Raw genomic sequence first — 17,743 nt, 5'->3', positions numbered from 1 at the left:
CGCCGGCCTTTGCGTACACTTATATACATCCAGCCAGGCGACAAACGATCGTACGTTATAGCCTATCGTCGATCCGCATTATCGCGAATCCCTCTTTCCTTGTCTTGTGGAGACACCATGGATTTTCCTGTTCTCACCGTAAATCCGGCCAAAACCGAAACTGACTGTATCATCGTCCCGGTCTTCAAGGACGGCCCGTTACTCTCGGCCACCGACAAACTTGACGATGCCAGCGAACGTCTGATCGGTCAGTTGATCGAGCGCGGTGATTTCGAGGCAGACCCCGGTCACACCCAGTTGCTGCCGTTTGCACCGGGCCTCAATACCGACCGGCTGCTGCTGGTCGGTTGCGGTACCACCGACAGGATGACTCCGGCCGTATTTCGCAAGGCCCTCGATGCGGCACTGGCTCACGCCCTGACCCTGCGCATCGATAATGCTGCCATTGCATTTACCGATATCGAACTGGCAGACCATGACATCACCTGGAAGGCGCACGCGATTGCCGAAGCAACGCTTTACGCCCTTTACCATTTCGATGACTACAAGATCACCAAAAAGACCCGGCCCACGCTTGAGCAGATGCAGGTACTGTTGAGCGATTCCAACCAGAAGGCAAAGGCAGAAGCCGGGCTGGCCCGCGGCAAGGCCGTCGGTCAGGGCATCAATCTGGCACGCCAGCTGGGTAACCTGCCAGCCAATATCTGCACACCACGCTACCTGGCAGAGCAGGCAGAAGCGCTGGGGCGCGACAGCGCCCTGAACGTTACCATTCTGGATGAACAGGAACTGGAAAACCTCGGCGCCGGTGCCCTTCTGGCCGTAGGGCGCGGCAGCGAAGAACCCTCTCGTCTGATCATCATGGAATACCGGGGCGCCGGCAATGAGGAAGCCCCGCATGTTCTGGTCGGCAAGGGCATTACCTTTGATTCGGGTGGCATCTCGATCAAGCCGGGTGCCGACATGGATGAAATGAAATTCGACATGTGTGGCGCAGCCAGCGTCTTCGGCACCATGAAAACCCTGCTGGAAACCCGACCGGCCATCAACGTGGTCGGTATCGTGGCCGCAGCGGAAAACATGCCGGATGGCCGAGCCTTCAAGCCAGGCGACATCATCAAGACCCTGAAGGGGCTGAGTGTTGAAATCCTCAATACCGATGCAGAAGGCCGCCTGGTCCTGTGCGATGCATTGACCTATGCAGAACGCTTCAATCCGGCCAGCGTGATCGATATCGCCACCCTGACCGGCGCCTGTATTGTGGCACTGGGCGACCACGCCGCCGGATTGCTGTCCAACGATGATGACATTGCACTGGACCTGCTGGAAGCCGGCGAGCAGGCGTGGGACCGCGCCTGGCACCTGCCCTTGTGGGATGAATACCAGAGTCAGCTCGACTCCCACTACGCAGATCTTGCCAATATCGGCGGCAAGAAGGCAGGCACCATAACCGCGGCCTGCTTCCTCTCTCGCTTCACGGACAACTACCCCTGGGCGCATCTGGATATTGCCGGCGTCGCATGGAACGGCAAGAAAGGAGCCACCGGTCGGCCGGTCGGGCTTTTGAGCCAGTACCTTTTCAACCGGGCCGAGGAAATTGCCCAGTTCAACGAAGAATGATTGATCTCGCCGCGCCCCTTTCCGGGCGCGGCGTGCCTGTGTCATTCTCATTTTGTTGGCTAGCAGCCTAATCTCTTCACCACCTGTACATTCGGATATCAGGGAGAATCGTTCAGTGAGCACTCAAGGGTTTTACGTCCGTCCCACCACCTGCGCCACCGAGGCCGGTATTCGGGACAAGATTCTGGCCAACCCCGGATTCGGCAGTTATTTTACCGACCACATGGCACACGTCCGCTGGACAAAAAACGGTGGTTGGGAGCCGGGTGAAATCGTGCCCTATGGCCCGATCATGCTGGACCCGGCAGCTTCGGTCCTGCACTACGCCCAGGAAATATTTGAAGGTATCAAGGCCTACCGCCATGCCGATGGCAGTGTCTGGACCTTCCGTCCCGAAAAGAACGCCGAGCGCTTTCGTCGCTCCGCGCGCCGCCTCGCGCTGCCCGAGCTCGATGACGACACCTTCCTTGGCTCGGTCAAGGCCCTGGTCGGACAGGACAAGGCCTGGGTCCCCACGCCCAAGGACGACACCGAGGAATGCAGCCTCTACATTCGCCCATTCATGATCGCCAGCGAGAAGTTTCTCGGCGTCAAACCGGCCAAACTGGTGGACTACTACGTCATCGCCTCGCCGGCCGGCTCCTACTTCAAGGGCGACCTTGACGCCGTCTCCATCTGGCTGTCCCAGAACTACAACCGAGCGGCGCCAGGCGGCACCGGCGCGGCCAAGTGTGGCGGCAACTACGCCTCCTCGCTGGTCGCTCAGCAGGAAGCCGAAGCCAATGGCTGCGCCCAGGTCGCGTTCCTCGATGCCGTCGAAAACAAGTGGATCGAAGAGCTTGGCGGCATGAACCTGTTCTTCGTCTACAAGGACGGTCGCATTGTCACTCCGGAACTGACCGGCACCATTCTGGAAGGCGTGACCCGTGACAGCATTCTGCAGCTTGCCCGGGAAGAAGGGCTGACGCCCGAAGAACGGCGCATCAGCATCGATGAGTGGCGCGATGGCGTGAAAAGCGGCGAAATCTCTGAAGTCTTCGCCTGCGGCACCGCTGCCGTCATTACCCCGATTGCCGAACTGGTCACGCCGGAAGAGCGCATCGCCGGTGGCAGGCAGACCGACATCGCCTCCACGCTTCGCAGGAAGCTGCTCGACATTCAGTACGGTCGTGCCGAAGACCGGCACGGCTGGCTCACTCAACTGGCATAAGCGAGATCCTCATGGACAAGGTCATGCTGATTACCGGCGGAAGCCGCGGTATCGGCGCCGCCACCTCCTCCCTGGCCGCGCGCCAGGGATATCGCGTAGTGATCAATTACCGCAGTGACAGAACCAGCGCCGAGGCGCTGGTTGATACCATCACGCGCGAAGGTGGCACTGCCATTGCCGTTCAGGCCGACATGGCGCACGAAGCCGATATCGTGGCCCTGTTCGATACGGTCGACCGTGAGTTCGGACGCCTGGACGTGCTGGTCAACAATGCCGGTATTGTCGATCAAAAAAGCCGTGTCGAAGACATGAGCATCGAGCGGATCGACCGAATGATGCGAATCAACGTCACCGGGCCCTTCATATGTGCCCGTGAAGCCATCCGTCGCATGTCCACGCGTCATGGCGGCCAGGGCGGCGCCATCATCAATGTCTCATCGGCAGCGGCCCATCGTGGCAGCGCCAATGAGTATATAGACTACGCAGCCTCCAAGGGTGCCATTGATACCTTCACTGAAGGCCTGGCGAAGGAACTGGCCGGTGATGGCATCCGGGTCAATGGGGTGCGCCCCGGCGTGATCGATACCGATATTCATGCCAGCGGCGGCAATCCGGACAAGCCCACGACATCAGCAGCCAACATCCCCATGGGGCGTGCAGGCAGGGCCGAGGAAGTGGCACACGGCATTCTCTGGCTGGCCAGCGATGAAGCCTCGTTTACCACCGGGGCCCGTATCGATATTGACGGAGGCGTTTAAGCCCCCTCATGACGCACATCGACTTTTATATCCTGTCACAGACAACGCTCGATGGTCGGCTGGCCTTTGCCTGCCGGCTGGCCGAGACCATCTTTGCCAAGGGATACCGGCTGCATGTTCACTGTGAGGATGAAGCCATGGCCCGTGACATGGATGAGCGTCTCTGGTCATTTCGGCCCGACAGCTATGTCCCCCATGCGCTGGTGGTCGAACCGCTGACGCCCGAGGCACCGGTCACCCTGGGCTGGAACCATGAACCACCGCCAGGCGTGGATGCCCTGCTGAACCTCCACCCTGACATCCCGGACTGGTTTTCCCACGTTGAGCGGGTGGCCGAAATCATCAACCAGCATCAGGAGGTACTGGTGGCCAAACGGGCCTGCTGGCAGACCTATAAATCACGCGGCTACCCGGTCAAGGCACACCAGATCAAGGGTTGAGCATGATCAGCCCCGCTCCAGAGCGACCGGCGGCGCCAGGGGCTGTGTCAGGAAGCGATCTCGCAGCCAGCTTCCTGCCACACCCAGCCCTCGGCCGGCATGCCAGCCAAGCTCCAGCGCCACCCAGCGTTCAAGTGCCGGGGCAGTCAGGGTGACCAGCGACGGACGCGCCGGTGACGCCGCAATCACATGATCGGACATCAGCGTCCAGCCTACCCCGTGCTTGACCAGCTCAAGCATCACGAAGTGGCTTTCAACCCACCACACATCCGCGCCAATGCGCTCGGCCAGACGTGAGCCCGGCTGACCACGCGTGGCCACGATCAACTGGCGGTGCTGCTTCAGACAGTCAGGCGTCACGCTTTTCTCTTCGGCCAGCGGGTGTGTCTGACCACACACCAGCCGTAGCGGCACGCGGCCGATCGGACGGGTCTCAAGTGCCGGAAACAGAGGCTGCGGGCGGCAGATCACCCCCAGATCCGCCTGACCGGAATTCAGCATGCGCCCCACATCCTCCAGCAGTGGAAAATGCATTTCAATTTCGACGCTGGGAAACTGACGAGCAAAATCCTGCATCAACCCACCAATCAGATGTTCGGGATAAAACTCGTCAATGGCCAGGCTCAAGCGTGGCTCGATATGCGCTTCAAGGTGGCGCGCCACCCCCAGGAAACGCTCTCGCTGGGCCAGCACGCTTCGTGCCTCGGCCACCATACGTGTCCCACCAGGCGTCAGTACCGGCAGGCGAGCGCTGCGATCAAAGAGTGTCAGCCCCAGATCGAGTTCCAGGTTGGCCACGTGTGTACTGATCAACGACTGTGCCTTGCCCAGACGTCGCGCGGCCGCCGAAAACGAGCCGGTATCCGCCGTGGCGACAAGGGCACTGAGCTGTTCAAGCGTTGGGGTCATGGCGCGCTTCCGGGACAGGGAGTGGCTGACGATACATGGCATGAACCATCACTGAAACAGATGGTATCCAACTTGGTTTTGGCACTTTCATGGATGATAGTACGCCGTATCACTTACCGGAAGCTCGACACCATGCGCACTACCCTTGACCGTATTCGCCACGCATTGATGTTTGAAATCATCGGCCTGTTGATCGTCATGCCGCTGGGACACCTGCTTTTTTCATTGAGCGTCGGCCATATGGGCATGGTCGGAGTGATCAGCGTCGTGGTGGCCACCGTCTGGAACTACTTCTACAACCTGGGCGTGGATCATGCACTCAAGCGCTTGCGCGGCCATGTTCACAAGACCGTACTGATGCGGGTGGCTCATTCCATCTGCTTTGAACTGGGGCTGATCTGCGTCCTGCTGCCATTGATTGCGCTTTATCTGGGTCAGACGCTGACCGAGGCCGCACCACTGGTTACCTCGCTGGCCGTCTTCTATGTGGCCTACGCCTTGATCTTCAACTGGGTTTACGACGTAATCTTTCCCATCCCGGACAGCTCGACACACGGGGCACCAGCCACTCAGGCCTGAGGGCGTTCGATACCGGGACCAAAACGGGCGCGTTGACGATGAGTATCCGCGCCCGTTACCCCCCTGCCGGCCAGATGACCTCGCCACTCAGCCTGTTGTTGTCGCTGCTCGCCCCTTGCCGATGACGCCTCCCCCCTCCAGGCGCTATACTCCCCGCCATCCCTCATTTTGCCACTCACAACAGAGCAGCTCTGCACCCTGCACCCTGCTCTATGCTATCGAGTCAGTACATGGACAAGACCTACCAACCCGAATCAATCGAACGCCGCTGGTATGACCAATGGGAAGCCGATCAGCGCTTTGCTCCGTCAGGCCAGGGCGCGCCGTTTTCCGTCATGATTCCACCACCCAATGTGACCGGTAATCTGCACATGGGCCATGCGTTTCAGGACACCCTGATGGATACCCTGATTCGGTTCAAGCGGATGCAGGGCAACAATACGCTGTGGCAGGTAGGTACTGACCACGCCGGTATCGCTACCCAGATGCTGGTAGAACGCAAGCTGCAACACGAAACCGGCCAGAGCCGCCATGACCTGGGACGCGAGGCCTTCACCGACAAGATCTGGGAATGGAAGAACGAATCCGGCGGCCACATTACCCGTCAGCTTCGTCGCATGGGGGCCAGCGTCGACTGGAGCCGTGAGCGCTTCACCATGGACGATGGCTTTTACAAGGCGGTGCAGGAAGTCTTCATTCGCCTTTACAACGACGACCTGATCTACCGTGGCAAGCGGCTGGTCAACTGGGACCCGACGCTGCATACCGCCATTTCCGATCTTGAAGTGGAAAATCGCGAACAGCAGGGCCAATTCTGGCACTTCCGCTACCCCCTGGCCGATGGCGTGACGACTGATGCCGGTGACGATCACCTGATCGTGGCCACCACACGTCCGGAAACGCTACTGGGCGATACCTGTGTTGCAGTCAATCCGGCGGATGAGCGCTATGCCTCGCTGGTCGGCAAGTACATTGATCTGCCGCTGGTCGGCCGACGCATTCCGGTGGTCGCGGACGAACACGCCGAAATGGACAAGGGCTCGGGCTGTGTCAAGATCACCCCGGCGCACGACTTCAACGACTACGCCGTCGGCAAGCGCCATGACATGCCGCTGATCAACGTGTTCAGCAAGGATGCAGCGATTCTGACGCAGGCCGACATCTTCACGATGGACGGCAAGCCGTTATCCGACATCGATGCCACGTTGCCCGAGGCTTATCACGGCCTGAACCGTTTCGCGGCCCGCGAGAAGCTGGTGGCCGACATGGATGCGCTTGGCCTGCTGGCTCAGGTCGAGACCATCACCAACACCCTGCCCTATGGCGACCGCTCCGGTGACGTCATCGAGCCGCTGCTGACCGATCAGTGGTTCGTGGCCGTCGAAGAACTTGCCAAACCAGCCATCGCCGCTGTCGAGAATGGTGATATCCAGTTCGTGCCGAAAAGCTACGAGAACATGTATTTTGCCTGGATGCGCGACCTGCAGGACTGGTGTATTTCCCGCCAGCTATGGTGGGGCCACCGTATTCCAGCCTGGTATGATGCCGATGGGCACTTCTATGTAGGGCGCAGTGAAGCGGAGATTCGCGACCAGCATGGTCTGGGCGATGACGTGGTCCTGACCCAGGACGACGACGTCCTTGATACCTGGTTCAGCTCCGGACTCTGGACCTTCGGCACCCTCGGCTGGCCGGAAAAGACGCCGGAACTTGAAACGTTCCACCCGACCGGCACACTGGTAACCGGCTTTGACATCATTTTCTTCTGGGTCGCCCGAATGATCATGATGACCCTGAAGTTCACGGACCAGGTCCCCTTCAGGACCGTCTACGTTCACGGTCTGGTACGGGACAGCCAGGGCCAAAAGATGTCGAAGTCCAAGGGCAACGTGCTCGACCCGATCGACCTGATCGATGGCATCGAACTCGATACCCTGCTCGACAAGCGTACCGGTAACATGATGCAGCCACAGAAGGCCAGGGCGGTCGCCAAAGCCACCAAGGCCGAATTCCCGGATGGCATCGAGCCTCACGGCACGGATGCCCTGCGTTACACCTTCCTGTCGCTGGCCTCGACCGGACGCGACATCAAGTTCGACATGGGCCGGCTCGATGGCTACCGCAACTTCTGCAACAAACTGTGGAATGCAGCGCGTTATGTCCTGATGAATACCGAAGATCAGGACACCGGCGCTGGCGGTGGCGAGGTTGAGCTGTCACTGCCCGACCGCTGGATCATTTCCCGGTTACAGCAGGTTGAAGCCCAGTTGACGCGCGCGCTGGATGAGTACCGCTTCGATCATGCCTCCCAGGCCCTTTATGACTTTGTCTGGAACGAATACTGCGACTGGTATCTGGAACTCTCCAAGCCGGTACTGTGGGATGAGGAAGCCGAGCCGGCAGCCAAGCGTGGCACGCGCCGCACGCTGGTACGGGTGCTGGAAGCCATTCTGCGACTGGCCCATCCGATGATGCCGTTCATTACCGAAGAGATCTGGCAGCGTGTCGCCCCGCTGGCCGGTGTCGAGGGCGACTCCATCATGATCCAGCCCTGGCCGGCAGCCGATACAAACCGGGTCGACGATGAAGCCACCGCCAGCGTCGAATGGCTCAAGGGCGTCATTGTGGCAGTACGAAACATTCGTGCCGAGAAGAACATCGCCCCGGGCAAGCCGCTGGACGTGTTGCTCGACAAGGGCAGCGATGCCGACCGCCAACAGCTTGACGCCAACCGGGTCTTTTTGACCAAACTGGCCAAGCTGAGTGATGTGCAGTGGCTCGACAGCGCACAGGAGCCGCCCGTATCAGCGACCCAACTGGTGGGGCATATGGAAGTGCTGGTGCCCATGGCCGATCTGATCGACAAGGATTCCGAGCTGGCCCGTCTGGACAAGGAGATCAAAAAGCAGGAGGGCCTGATCGGCGGTACCGAACGCAAGCTTGGCAATGAGGGCTTCCTTGCCAAGGCACCAGCAGTCGTGGTCGAAAAGGAACAGGCCAAGCTGGCCGATTTCCGTGATGCCCTGGCGGCACTGGTCAGCCAGCGTGAAAAGATTGCCCGCCTTTAAAACAGCCATCCCTTGATCAGCAAACGGCCGCCTTGTGCGGCCGTTTTTTGTGACCATCCACGCAGAAACTGCATACCTAACTTAACACAATGTTAAAAAACACTGTTCTGTTTCGGTATATTGCCTTATAGTAGTCTTACCTCAGACTTAACAGATACGTGCGTCATGAACATACCCCGCATTTTCTGCCTCAACGCATCAGGGCTACTGCTCGTCACCAGCTGGTGGATACCTCAGGTCACGCTCTGGACGACGCTGGATGACAGCGTGTTCTGGTTCTTCAACCACTTTATTACGCTGGATAACCCTCACTGGGATACGGTGCTGGCGGCACTTAACAGCCGTCGCTTCGATCTGGCGATCATCGCCGGCATGCTGGCCATCATGCTATGGGCCTGTCTTCGCGATCAGCAGCGTGGATGGCAGCGCTGGGTGGGCATCGGGATGACAATGCTGATTACCGCCGGACTGATGAATGAAATCGTACGTCACCTGCCGATTCATCATCCAAGCCCTACCCGGTTCTTTCCGGAGGCGTCACTGGTGTCGGATTTCGTACATTTTGCGACCAAGGACAGCGCCGGCAACAGCTTTCCCGGTGATCACGGCATCATGGCCATGATCTTTGCCGGCTTCATGCTGAGTTTTGGCGACCGAGTAACACGATTGGCCAGCATCGGGCTGGTAACCTGCGCCATCGCTCCTCGCATCATGGTCGGAGCACACTGGCTGAGCGATGTGATGGTCGGATCCCTGTCACTGGCGCTGTTGCTGCTGCCCTGGGTACTGTGCACACCACTGGCGAGCCGAACAAGCCGTTGGATCAGCGCCGGTTTGACACGATGGATGTCGCCAGAAAAGGGAGATGTCTCATGACCCTTGCCCGAATCCTGTTGTGTAACGTGCTTGGCGCCCTGCTGGTATTCAGCTGGTATCTGCCCCAGTTGACCCTCTGGACCACCGTGGACGACAGCATCTTCTGGTTTTTCAACCAGTTCATCACCCTGCGTCACCCGGACTGGACCATGATACTGGCGCTGCTGAACACGCGTTTCTTTGATGCCGCCGCCTTTGGGGTCATGGGGATACTGTTTGTCCTGGCCATGAAGCATGATCCCTCACCGAAACGAGGGGTCAAGTGGACAGGCATCGGGGTTGTGATGCTGCTGACCGCCGGATTGCTGGCGCTGTTCACCAATGATGGCATTCAGTATGGTCACGCGAGCCCGACGCTCTTTTTCGCCGAGGCACATCACCTGACCGATATCGTATCGATTCCGGCCAAGGACAGCGCGCACAACAGCTTTCCCGGTGATCACGGACTGATGCTGATGGTGTTTGCCGGCTTCATGCTCAAGTTTGCGTCACGCCGGCTGGCTACATTGAGCGTCGCGCTGGTCGTATTGCTGAGCGCGCCACGCATCATGGTCGGCGCGCACTGGTTCAGTGACGTCTATATGGGATCACTGGCCATCGCCCTGATCGTGCTTCCCTGGTGGCTGGGTACGCCGCTGGCGTCCACCTTGACGCAGGCATTCGCCAACCGATTACAGCATATTATTCGACGCCTGCACCTGCACCGCTGAGTCAGGTGACAGACGCTACTGGCGTCGTCGAAACAACCCGATTGCGCCCCTGATGCTTGGCAGCATACAGCCGCTGATCTGCCTGCTCGATAACCGCCGCCAGCCCCTGAGGGTGATGTTCCGAGCAGGCAACACCAATGCTTACCGTGACATTGACCGGCTCTCCCTGAGGCAGCACACAGGGGCTGCGCTCGATCTTCTGTCTCAGGCGCTCTGCGATGAATACCGCGCCTTCAATCGACAAGTCCTGCAGTAAAATAAGAAACTCTTCCCCACCGACCCGGCCCAGGGCATCGCCATCACGCGTACTATGCTTCATGCAGCGGGCAAGATGGCGCAACACCTCATCGCCACTGGCATGGCCACGCGTATCATTGATGGATTTGAAGTAGTCAACATCGAGCAACAGCACCGCATATTGCCCTCCCATGCGATGGTAGCGTTCGCCTTCTGCCAGCACTCCGCGCCGATTCAATATATCCGTCAGGGAATCACGGGTAGCACTGTGTCGATACTGTTTTTCCAGCCGATTGGCCACACGCCCCACGTGGTACATGACCAGCCCGACCAGCGCACATACGGCGATCAGATTCAGCAACTGCAGTGTCTGGCGAAGCTCGTAAGGCAGGGGCGACAACGGCAATGAAGACTGTACCGAAAAGATCGTTCCTACCGTAACCAGCAGAAATCCCGTCGAACAGACACACTTGAGCGCCAGCGGAAAATCGGCAATGAAGACCAGAACCACCGCCAGTACCGCCACGATGCTGAACCCGCTTGCAATGCCGAAATAAAGGGTAGCCGCCAGCGCCTGCCCCAGCAGGGCCGCCGGAAGAAGCACCACGGATATATCAATGAAGCCCCGACGCAGCGCGAACAGGGATATCAGAAGCAGAAGCACACTACCCAGCCCGATCCCGATCATGACCGGTTGTCCCAGCACACCATAGACCGGTACATAAAACAGCAGGCAGGCACCCAGTACGACCAGATGCAGCCGCGCAAAGATCTCGAAATAGCGGCCATTTTGCGTCGAGGCGTTATCCGGCACCTCCAACAGCCACTGGTGAAACCGGTCCAGTATGTTCATACCGATCATCCTTGATCGCTCTCGCATCGAAAGCAGTGTCCGTAATAGTGCGCAGGCATCACATGGACCCTGCAGGCATGACGCCCCGTTAAACGTAGTCAAATACGGCCGGACAGGCGCCAGCTGAAGGGAGAGCATGCCGCCCTGTGGTGGCAACCGGTGTGTGAAGTGGAGTGGCGGGGCACATCGGCGCGACGAACACGCCGCACCGATGACAGGTTTCGGGCCAGGGATCAGCCCTGGCAGCTTACCAGCTGCCGGTATTTTCCATGCTGTCCCAGGGTGCGGCCGGCGCCTTTGCATCGCCCTTTTGCAGCAGCTCGATGGAGATGCCATCCGGTGATTTTACAAAGGCCATGTTTCCGTCGCGCGGAGGCCGATTGATGGTCACGCCGTTATCCATCAAATGCTGGCAGGTGGCGTAGATATCATCCACTCGGAAGGCCAGGTGACCGAAGTTGCGTGCACCGGTGGTCAGCTCCTCCGGATCCCAGTTCCAGGTCAGCTCCAGTTCCGGTGCGCTGTCCTGCTCGGAACGGGCGACATCTTCATCAGCCGCCAGAAAAATCAGTGTAAAACGCCCTTGCTCGCTTTCCTTGCGACGCACTTCCTTCATGCCGAGCAGGTCGCAGTAAAAGTGCAGCGACTGATCGATATCGGTAATCCGGACCATGGTGTGCAAATATTGCATACAATTTCATCCTTAACGTGGTAGGCAGGGCCAGTGTATTGCACTGGCCTGCAGTATGGAACAATGGCACAGTATCTGCCGCCACCTGTGCGGCTTTTCAAGGAGCACCCCGTGTCTCTCTTCGCTTTTGCCAATGACCACACCGGCCGGTTGCTGTTGCGACTCGGGATCGGCTTCACCCTGCTGCTGCATGGCGTGGCCAAGGTGGGGGAACATGCCGTGCTGTCGGATATCGCCACCCACCTGCAGCAGATACACCTGCCCGGCTGGCTGAGCCATGGCGTGTTCGTGGGCGAAATCATTGCCCCCATCATGCTGCTGCTGGGTTTTCAGACCCGTCTGGCGGCAGCGCTGGTCATCATCAACATGCTGGCCGCGCTGGGCCTTTATCATCTCCCTCACATCCTTACGCTGACGTCTCATGGCGGCTGGCGAATAGAGCTTGAAGTCATGTGGCTGTTCGGCGCCTTTGCCCTGCTGCTCATGGGCAGCGGGCGCTACGCGATTCGGCCCGACTGAAACGCTGTCTATCACACGTGTAAAGTCTCGCCAGCCGGTGTAAGATTGCCCACCAAATGATATTGACTATCAATAAGATTCGCATTAGCGAACTTCTTCTTATACGGCATTCCTGCAAGGAACGAGACAACCATGTCATCATTGCCCTACATCCATGCATCGACCGGCAGCTCTCTATTACTGAGCGCCCTGCTCGGCACGTTGTCGTCATCGACACTGGCCGACGAGAACATCACTGCGATAAAGGCTGATCCAGCTGCACAGACCGGCGCTCAGCGCCTGACCGTGACCTCGAGCCGGCTGTACGATGCACTCGGCCCGACCGAGGGCTACACCACCAACACCAGCCTCAGTGCAACAAAGACCGATACACCACTTGTTGAAACTCCACGCTCGGTCTCGGTGGTGACCCGACAGCAGATCGAGGATCAGGGCGCCGAGTCGGTTCAGCAGGCGCTTCGCTACACGCCCGGCGTTTTTGCAGGCGGTAGAGGGGCTGGCGCAAGCCGATACGATTTTGTGACCCTGCGCGGCTTCGGGGGCACAAGCAGTCTCGACACGACCTACCTCGACGGCCTGAAACTGCTCGGCGATGCAGGCGCCTACAACACACCGCAAATCGATCCTTATTTTCTGGAGCGTGTTGATGTCTTCAAAGGGCCGAGTTCGGTGCTCTATGGTCAGAATCAGCCCGGTGGACTGGTCGCCCTGACCAGTAAACGACCACACTTCACGCCCTACCGCGAACTACAAGTCACTGCCGGCACCAACGGCAAACGCGCCGTTCGCTTCGATATTGGTGGTCCGGTCGATCATCAGCGAACCGTGGCCTACCGGCTGGTCGGGCAGGCAGATGCCTCGGATACCATGTATCACCACAGCGCGCGTGAGCGTTATACCCTTGCGCCGTCGGTGACATTTGAACCTGACGCCGATACTACGCTGACCCTGATGGCCTACCTTCAGCACGACCCCGCCAGCGGGTTCTATGGCTTCGTTCCGGCAGATGGCACTCTTCACGATCGCAACGGCCGCACCATCAGTCGTCACTTCTTCGATGGCGAGCCGAACACCAATCGGTTTGACCGCTATCAGCGGATGGTGGGCTATCACCTTGAACACCGCCTCAATGAAGCGCTCACGGCGCGCCAGAACTTTCGCTATCTCTCGATGGATATCGATTACGACCAGATCTATGCCCGCACCTTTATTGATGACAACAGCGATCGGCTTGAACGCGGTGCAGCCCGCTCCAATGAATCACTGAACGCCTATGCCCTCGATAACCAGTTGCAGTTCGACATCACCACCGGCCCGGTCGAGCACACCCTTCTGGCCGGGCTGGACTATCAGCACAGTCGGAATACGGGCACCTGGCAATTTGGCTCTGCCAGTACGCTTGACGCCTTTGCGCCGCGCTATGGCACGCCAAACATCGAATACGGCACCGCGACAAGATGGCGCCACAAGGTGGAGCAGACCGGTGTCTACCTGCAGGATCAGCTGGCCATTGGTGGATGGCGCCTTAGTCTGGGCGGGCGCCAGGACTGGACCCGAGCGACCAGTGACACGCGCAACACAGACACCAGCTCCCGCGATAATCAAAGCCAGTTCAGCGGCAGCGCAGGCCTGCTCTACGCTTTCGATAATGGCCTGTCGCCCTACCTGAGCTATTCGGAATCCTTTAACCCGAATACACGCTCAGACGCCAACGGCGATATTCTGGGGCCAACCGAAGGTCAGCAGTATGAAGCAGGCATCAAATATCAGCCGCCTGGCACTCAGGACCAGTACACCGCCTCGCTCTACCGACTGACGCAAACCAATGTCGCGGAGGCCGCCGACGTGCCGGCGGGAACAGCGACCTATTACGAGCCCATCGGCAAGGTGCGCACTCACGGCGTGGAGCTATCGGCAACAACTCACCTCACCAGCCAGCTCTCTCTGCTGACTGCTTATACCTACACCGACATGGAGTATGTCAAAACCAACGACAACACCGAGGGCAACACACCCTATGAAGCACCGCGACACATGGCCTCGGTCTGGGGAAGATATGATATCGAGAAAGGGCTGTTGAAAGGGCTGGAGGTGGGGGCCGGCATACGCTATGTCGGCAGCAGCTGGGCAGACAACGAAAATACCACCCAGGTAAGCGCCCACACGCTGGTCGATGCCATGCTCGCCTACGACCTTGGGAGGTTGACCCCTGACCTGTCCGGAGTCCACGCCCGCATCAATGCGACCAATCTGCTGGATGAGATCTACGTTTCTTCCTGCACCAGCCTTCGTAACTGCTACTACGGTCAGGAGCGTAGCGTTATCGCCACCATCAGCTACCAGTTCTGACCACCGTCTGACATTCGCGGCGTTTTCACGAAAAACGCCGCGTTCTGCTGCGCATCATGTCTTCAAGGAGCCGGCAGCCGCTATAGCGTCATATCATCCAGGCTCAATTCCACCTGATCGAGGCGCTGTTTCAAAAGCGCCGGAAAACGGCGGTACCAGACCTGATTGAGCGGCGAGGGATGCGGCAGCGGATAAAGCGTGAAGGATCGCCGGTTGCCCTGAGCATCATCCAGCACTACCTCACAGTGGGCCTCGAATCGGTCATCCCGCTTCCAGAACGCCGCCAACCGATCCCGCACCTCTTTCGATTGATCGATACCGAACCAGAAAAACGCCTCTCGCCCCAGCGTAACAAGCGTGGTGCCCTTCCACTGCTGGAGCAGAAGTTCACGGACCAACGGGTGAAATCGACGTTTGACCGCCATCGACCAGGCCTTGTTGCCGACAGGCTTATACGGGACCGTGTTAGCCCAGAAGACATGTTTCCCCACATCTTTTGAGGCGTCAAAATCAGGCATGGCTTCATGATAAAGGTGCTCATGAAGCGCCCGGCGTATCAGCTGGCCGCCGGCCCCAATGAACGCCTCACCGTATCTCACCTCATCGCGGCCCGGGTCCCGTCCGAAAAACCCCACACGCAGATCACATCGGCCCATGCCGATAATCGGTACCAGTGGATCCTTGTCATGGCGATGATAAACCGCCTCGTCGATGCCGTTCGTCTCAGCGGCGGCGTGTCGAAAACGCACGGTGAGTCCTTCTGAAAGCGCCATGGGGGATATGCCATCAAGTCGTTGAAAATAACGAGTCTAGTCCAACATGACCCTGCTAGGCTGTCACCATTCCCCGACACGATGGTGAAGACCAGCTTATGGATTCGATCACACAGGCGGCGCTGGGCGCCACCCTAGGCGGCGCCGTGCTCGGCCGCCCGCTGGGCAGAAAGGCCCTCATCGGAGGTGCCCTGCTCGGGACGCTTCCGGATATGGATGTTCTGATAAGCCATGGCAGCGCCATTGCCGACTTCACCGGTCATCGCGGGTTCAGTCACTCTCTGCTGGTTCTGACCGTGCTGGCCGCACTGATGACCCTGGGGCTGTCACGCTGGCGACGAACGCGCCATATCCCGGCCCACCTGTGGTGGTGGTTCTGTTTTCTACCCTTGATCACCCATCCATTGCTGGATGCCCTGACCGCCTACGGCACACGCCTGTTCTGGCCATTGAATTCACCGCCCATTGCCCTTGATACGCTTTTCATTATCGATCCGCTGTATACACTACCGTTGCTGCTGGGGGTATTGATCACGCTCGTTCGTCCCTCCCTTCACCGAAGCGTGGTCATCGGTCTGGCACTGTCCACCCTGTATATGGGATGGGCCATTACTGCCAAACAGATCATCAGGGCCAGCATCTCACCCGTTTTGATCGACCACCGCTGGCAACAGGCCGACCGCTTTATTCAACCCATGCCGATGACGACATTCCTGTGGCGCGTCGTCGTGCTGGAGGGCGATCGGCGCCATGAAAGCTATGTCAGTATTTTTGATGACGCGCCGCCTCGGTTTGATACGTTCAGACGTTTTCCGGAGAACGCCGTGGCGGCCACACACTGGCCGGAAGCGCGCCGGTTGCTCTGGTTTACTCAGGGGAGACTGATGTTTCGTGCACAGGGAGACCAGCTGATAGCCACTGACCTACGCATGGGGCTGCCGGGGCGCGAAGCGTTCCGCTTTGCCATTGCCCGCCGGGATAACACCCATTGGACACCAGTGGACTCTACGCAGGCTCAGGGGCCTGGCTACAGTGCAGACCAGTTGTCACGGGTCTGGCAACGCCTGTTTACGCCCGGTGCTCTCTGCCCGGCCACCTATGCTCCCCCCGCGCTGGTGATCGAGCGACAGTGCCAGCCGCCTGCCGACCGATGACGATCTCTGACAACACCCTGTTCATGAGTAATAATCAGCAGTGATCACTCCCGAATGAAAAAGGTTCACTAATATGCTGGAGCTTCGCCATCTACGCACTCTGGTGGCACTGAGAAATGCCGGTTCGCTGGTCGATGCAGCCGAGCGGGTACATCTGACTCAATCAGCACTGTCTCATCAGATCAAGGATCTTGAGGACCGTCTGGGCAGCCCTCTTTTTTTTCGCAAGACCCGTCCGGTCAGGTTTACACCGGCGGGGCAGCGCCTACTGACGCTGGCCGATCAGGTAATGCCGCAGTTTCGGATGGCCGAGCGCGATATAGCGCGAATGGCGGGCGGAGAAGAGCGTGGCCGGCTGCACATGGCCATTGAATGCCACAGCTGCTTTCAGTGGTTGATGCCGACCATCGATCAATTCCGGGATCACTGGCCGGATATCGAAGTCGATATCCCAAGCGGCAATGCGTTCGACCCGTTGCCAGCCCTCGCCCGTGGTCAGCTGGATCTGGTAATCACCGCCGATCCACAGCCACTGCCGGATGTGCATTACGAGCCGCTTTTTCGCTACGAGGGCCTGCTGGCTGTTGCCAAGCAGCATCCCCTGGCAAAGCATGCGTTCATTCAACCGAAGGATCTTGCCAGCCAGACGCTGATCATTTATCCGGTGGAGCACACTCGGCTGGATGTGTTCACGAAATTTCTTACCCCTGCCGACGTGCATCCCAGGGAAATACGCACCGCCGAGCTGACCATCATGATGATGCAACTGGTCGCAAGCGAACGTGGAGTCTGTGCCCTGCCCAACTGGGCCATGACCGAATATCTGGAACGGGATTACATCAAGGCGCGTCCAATGGGAGAAACAGGCCTGTGGGGGACGCTGTACGCCGCCGTACGACGGGAACTGATGGAACATCCCTGGATGACTGACTTTTTAAGCACGGCGCGAGACACATCATTTTCGGTGCTTTCGGGCATTCGCCCGACCTGACGGTCG

At 58.9% G+C, this 17,743-nt stretch carries 16 protein-coding genes; 12 read left to right on the top strand and 4 right to left on the bottom strand.

The genetic code is table 11. From position 1 onward, the window contains the following. Positions 1-117 precede the first annotated feature (117 nt). From NAT21_RS03135 to NAT21_RS03120, 4 genes are all read left to right on the top strand, one after another. The gene (locus NAT21_RS03135) at positions 118-1,620 is read left to right on the top strand and encodes a leucyl aminopeptidase (RefSeq protein ID WP_250935612.1); all 1,503 of its coding nucleotides are present in this window, start codon (positions 118-120) and stop codon (positions 1,618-1,620) included. A 115-nt stretch (positions 1,621-1,735) separates the two neighbouring features. Continuing rightward, complete coding sequence (locus tag NAT21_RS03130; RefSeq protein WP_250935610.1) at positions 1,736-2,830, top strand: branched-chain amino acid aminotransferase; 1,095 nt, start codon at positions 1,736-1,738, stop codon at positions 2,828-2,830. Positions 2,831-2,841: 11 nt separating this feature from the next. Further along, positions 2,842-3,588, top strand: coding sequence for a glucose 1-dehydrogenase (locus NAT21_RS03125; RefSeq protein WP_250935608.1), 747 nt, complete (start codon positions 2,842-2,844; stop codon positions 3,586-3,588). 8 nt (positions 3,589-3,596) lie between these two features. Further along, positions 3,597-4,028, top strand: coding sequence for a DNA polymerase III subunit chi (locus NAT21_RS03120; RefSeq protein WP_250935606.1), 432 nt, complete (start codon positions 3,597-3,599; stop codon positions 4,026-4,028). Between the two features lie 6 nt (positions 4,029-4,034). On the opposite strand, the gene NAT21_RS03115 is transcribed toward NAT21_RS03120, so the two are convergent. Then, complete coding sequence (locus tag NAT21_RS03115; protein WP_250935604.1) at positions 4,035-4,937, bottom strand: LysR family transcriptional regulator; 903 nt, start codon at positions 4,935-4,937, stop codon at positions 4,035-4,037. Between the two features lie 132 nt (positions 4,938-5,069). Here NAT21_RS03115 and NAT21_RS03110 point away from each other — a divergent pair, with 132 nt between their 5' ends. The 4 genes from NAT21_RS03110 (at position 5,070) to NAT21_RS03095 (ending at position 10,170) form a co-directional block, all read left to right on the top strand. Continuing rightward, positions 5,070-5,516 (top strand): PACE efflux transporter, encoded by a 447-nt coding sequence (locus NAT21_RS03110; protein WP_250935602.1) that lies wholly within the window; start codon positions 5,070-5,072, stop codon positions 5,514-5,516. A gap of 230 nt (positions 5,517-5,746) precedes the next feature. After that, the gene (locus tag NAT21_RS03105) at positions 5,747-8,584 is read left to right on the top strand and encodes a valine--tRNA ligase (protein ID WP_250935600.1); all 2,838 of its coding nucleotides are present in this window, start codon (positions 5,747-5,749) and stop codon (positions 8,582-8,584) included. A gap of 165 nt (positions 8,585-8,749) precedes the next feature. After that, positions 8,750-9,460, top strand: a complete 711-nt coding sequence (locus NAT21_RS03100) for a phosphatase PAP2 family protein (protein WP_250935599.1) — start codon at positions 8,750-8,752, stop codon at positions 9,458-9,460. Continuing rightward, positions 9,457-10,170 carry a phosphatase PAP2 family protein gene (locus tag NAT21_RS03095; protein ID WP_250935598.1) on the top strand — a complete coding sequence of 238 codons (714 nt, stop codon included), beginning with the start codon at positions 9,457-9,459 and terminating at the stop codon, positions 10,168-10,170. The genes NAT21_RS03100 and NAT21_RS03095 overlap by 4 nt, the downstream gene beginning before the upstream one ends. A gap of 1 nt (position 10,171) precedes the next feature. Here the strand turns inward: NAT21_RS03095 and NAT21_RS03090 are convergent, their stop codons facing one another. Both NAT21_RS03090 and gloA read right to left on the bottom strand, forming a co-directional pair. Then, positions 10,172-11,260 carry a GGDEF domain-containing protein gene (locus NAT21_RS03090; protein ID WP_250935597.1) on the bottom strand — a complete coding sequence of 363 codons (1,089 nt, stop codon included), beginning with the start codon at positions 11,258-11,260 and terminating at the stop codon, positions 10,172-10,174. Between the two features lie 247 nt (positions 11,261-11,507). Continuing rightward, a complete protein-coding gene (gene gloA / locus NAT21_RS03085) occupies positions 11,508-11,951 on the bottom strand; it encodes a lactoylglutathione lyase (RefSeq protein WP_250935596.1) in 444 nt (147 codons plus the stop codon). A 111-nt stretch (positions 11,952-12,062) separates the two neighbouring features. On the opposite strand from gloA, the gene NAT21_RS03080 reads away from it, so the two are divergent. Next, positions 12,063-12,470 (top strand): DoxX family protein, encoded by a 408-nt coding sequence (locus NAT21_RS03080; protein ID WP_250935595.1) that lies wholly within the window; start codon positions 12,063-12,065, stop codon positions 12,468-12,470. Between the two features lie 132 nt (positions 12,471-12,602). Beyond that, positions 12,603-14,819 (top strand): TonB-dependent siderophore receptor, encoded by a 2,217-nt coding sequence (locus NAT21_RS03075; RefSeq protein ID WP_250935594.1) that lies wholly within the window; start codon positions 12,603-12,605, stop codon positions 14,817-14,819. Positions 14,820-14,899: 80 nt separating this feature from the next. Here the strand turns inward: NAT21_RS03075 and NAT21_RS03070 are convergent, their stop codons facing one another. Further along, on the bottom strand, positions 14,900-15,568 hold the full coding sequence (locus NAT21_RS03070; protein ID WP_250935593.1) for a uracil-DNA glycosylase family protein: 669 nt from the start codon (positions 15,566-15,568) through the stop codon (positions 14,900-14,902). Positions 15,569-15,690: 122 nt separating this feature from the next. Here NAT21_RS03070 and NAT21_RS03065 point away from each other — a divergent pair, with 122 nt between their 5' ends. Both NAT21_RS03065 and NAT21_RS03060 read left to right on the top strand, forming a co-directional pair. Continuing rightward, positions 15,691-16,746 (top strand): metal-dependent hydrolase, encoded by a 1,056-nt coding sequence (locus tag NAT21_RS03065; RefSeq protein WP_250935592.1) that lies wholly within the window; start codon positions 15,691-15,693, stop codon positions 16,744-16,746. 73 nt (positions 16,747-16,819) lie between these two features. Beyond that, complete coding sequence (locus tag NAT21_RS03060; RefSeq protein WP_250935590.1) at positions 16,820-17,737, top strand: LysR family transcriptional regulator; 918 nt, start codon at positions 16,820-16,822, stop codon at positions 17,735-17,737. Positions 17,738-17,743 lie beyond the last annotated feature (6 nt).

The sequence above is a fragment of the Larsenimonas rhizosphaerae genome, from assembly GCF_023700005.1.
GTDB lineage: Bacteria > Pseudomonadota > Gammaproteobacteria > Pseudomonadales > Halomonadaceae > Larsenimonas > Larsenimonas rhizosphaerae.
The sequence above is the reverse complement of the archived record's forward strand: the minus strand, read 5'-3'. Positions and strand labels throughout refer to the sequence as shown.

Bases quoted from the DNA above. Each gene is read 5' to 3' on its own strand.
- NAT21_RS03135 (WP_250935612.1), top strand. From the start codon at position 118: ATGGATTTTCCTGTTCTCACCGTAAATCCGGCCAAAACCGAAACTGAC.
- NAT21_RS03125 (WP_250935608.1), top strand. From the start codon at position 2,842: ATGGACAAGGTCATGCTGATTACCGGCGGAAGCCGCGGTATCGGCGCC.
- NAT21_RS03120 (WP_250935606.1), top strand. From the start codon at position 3,597: ATGACGCACATCGACTTTTATATCCTGTCACAGACAACGCTCGATGGT.
- NAT21_RS03115 (WP_250935604.1), bottom strand. From the start codon at position 4,937: ATGACCCCAACGCTTGAACAGCTCAGTGCCCTTGTCGCCACGGCGGAT.
- NAT21_RS03110 (WP_250935602.1), top strand. From the start codon at position 5,070: ATGCGCACTACCCTTGACCGTATTCGCCACGCATTGATGTTTGAAATC.
- NAT21_RS03105 (WP_250935600.1), top strand. From the start codon at position 5,747: ATGGACAAGACCTACCAACCCGAATCAATCGAACGCCGCTGGTATGAC.
- NAT21_RS03100 (WP_250935599.1), top strand. From the start codon at position 8,750: ATGAACATACCCCGCATTTTCTGCCTCAACGCATCAGGGCTACTGCTC.
- NAT21_RS03095 (WP_250935598.1), top strand. From the start codon at position 9,457: ATGACCCTTGCCCGAATCCTGTTGTGTAACGTGCTTGGCGCCCTGCTG.
- NAT21_RS03090 (WP_250935597.1), bottom strand. From the start codon at position 11,260: ATGAACATACTGGACCGGTTTCACCAGTGGCTGTTGGAGGTGCCGGAT.
- gloA (WP_250935596.1), bottom strand. From the start codon at position 11,951: ATGCAATATTTGCACACCATGGTCCGGATTACCGATATCGATCAGTCG.
- NAT21_RS03075 (WP_250935594.1), top strand. From the start codon at position 12,603: ATGTCATCATTGCCCTACATCCATGCATCGACCGGCAGCTCTCTATTA.
- NAT21_RS03065 (WP_250935592.1), top strand. From the start codon at position 15,691: ATGGATTCGATCACACAGGCGGCGCTGGGCGCCACCCTAGGCGGCGCC.
- NAT21_RS03060 (WP_250935590.1), top strand. From the start codon at position 16,820: ATGCTGGAGCTTCGCCATCTACGCACTCTGGTGGCACTGAGAAATGCC.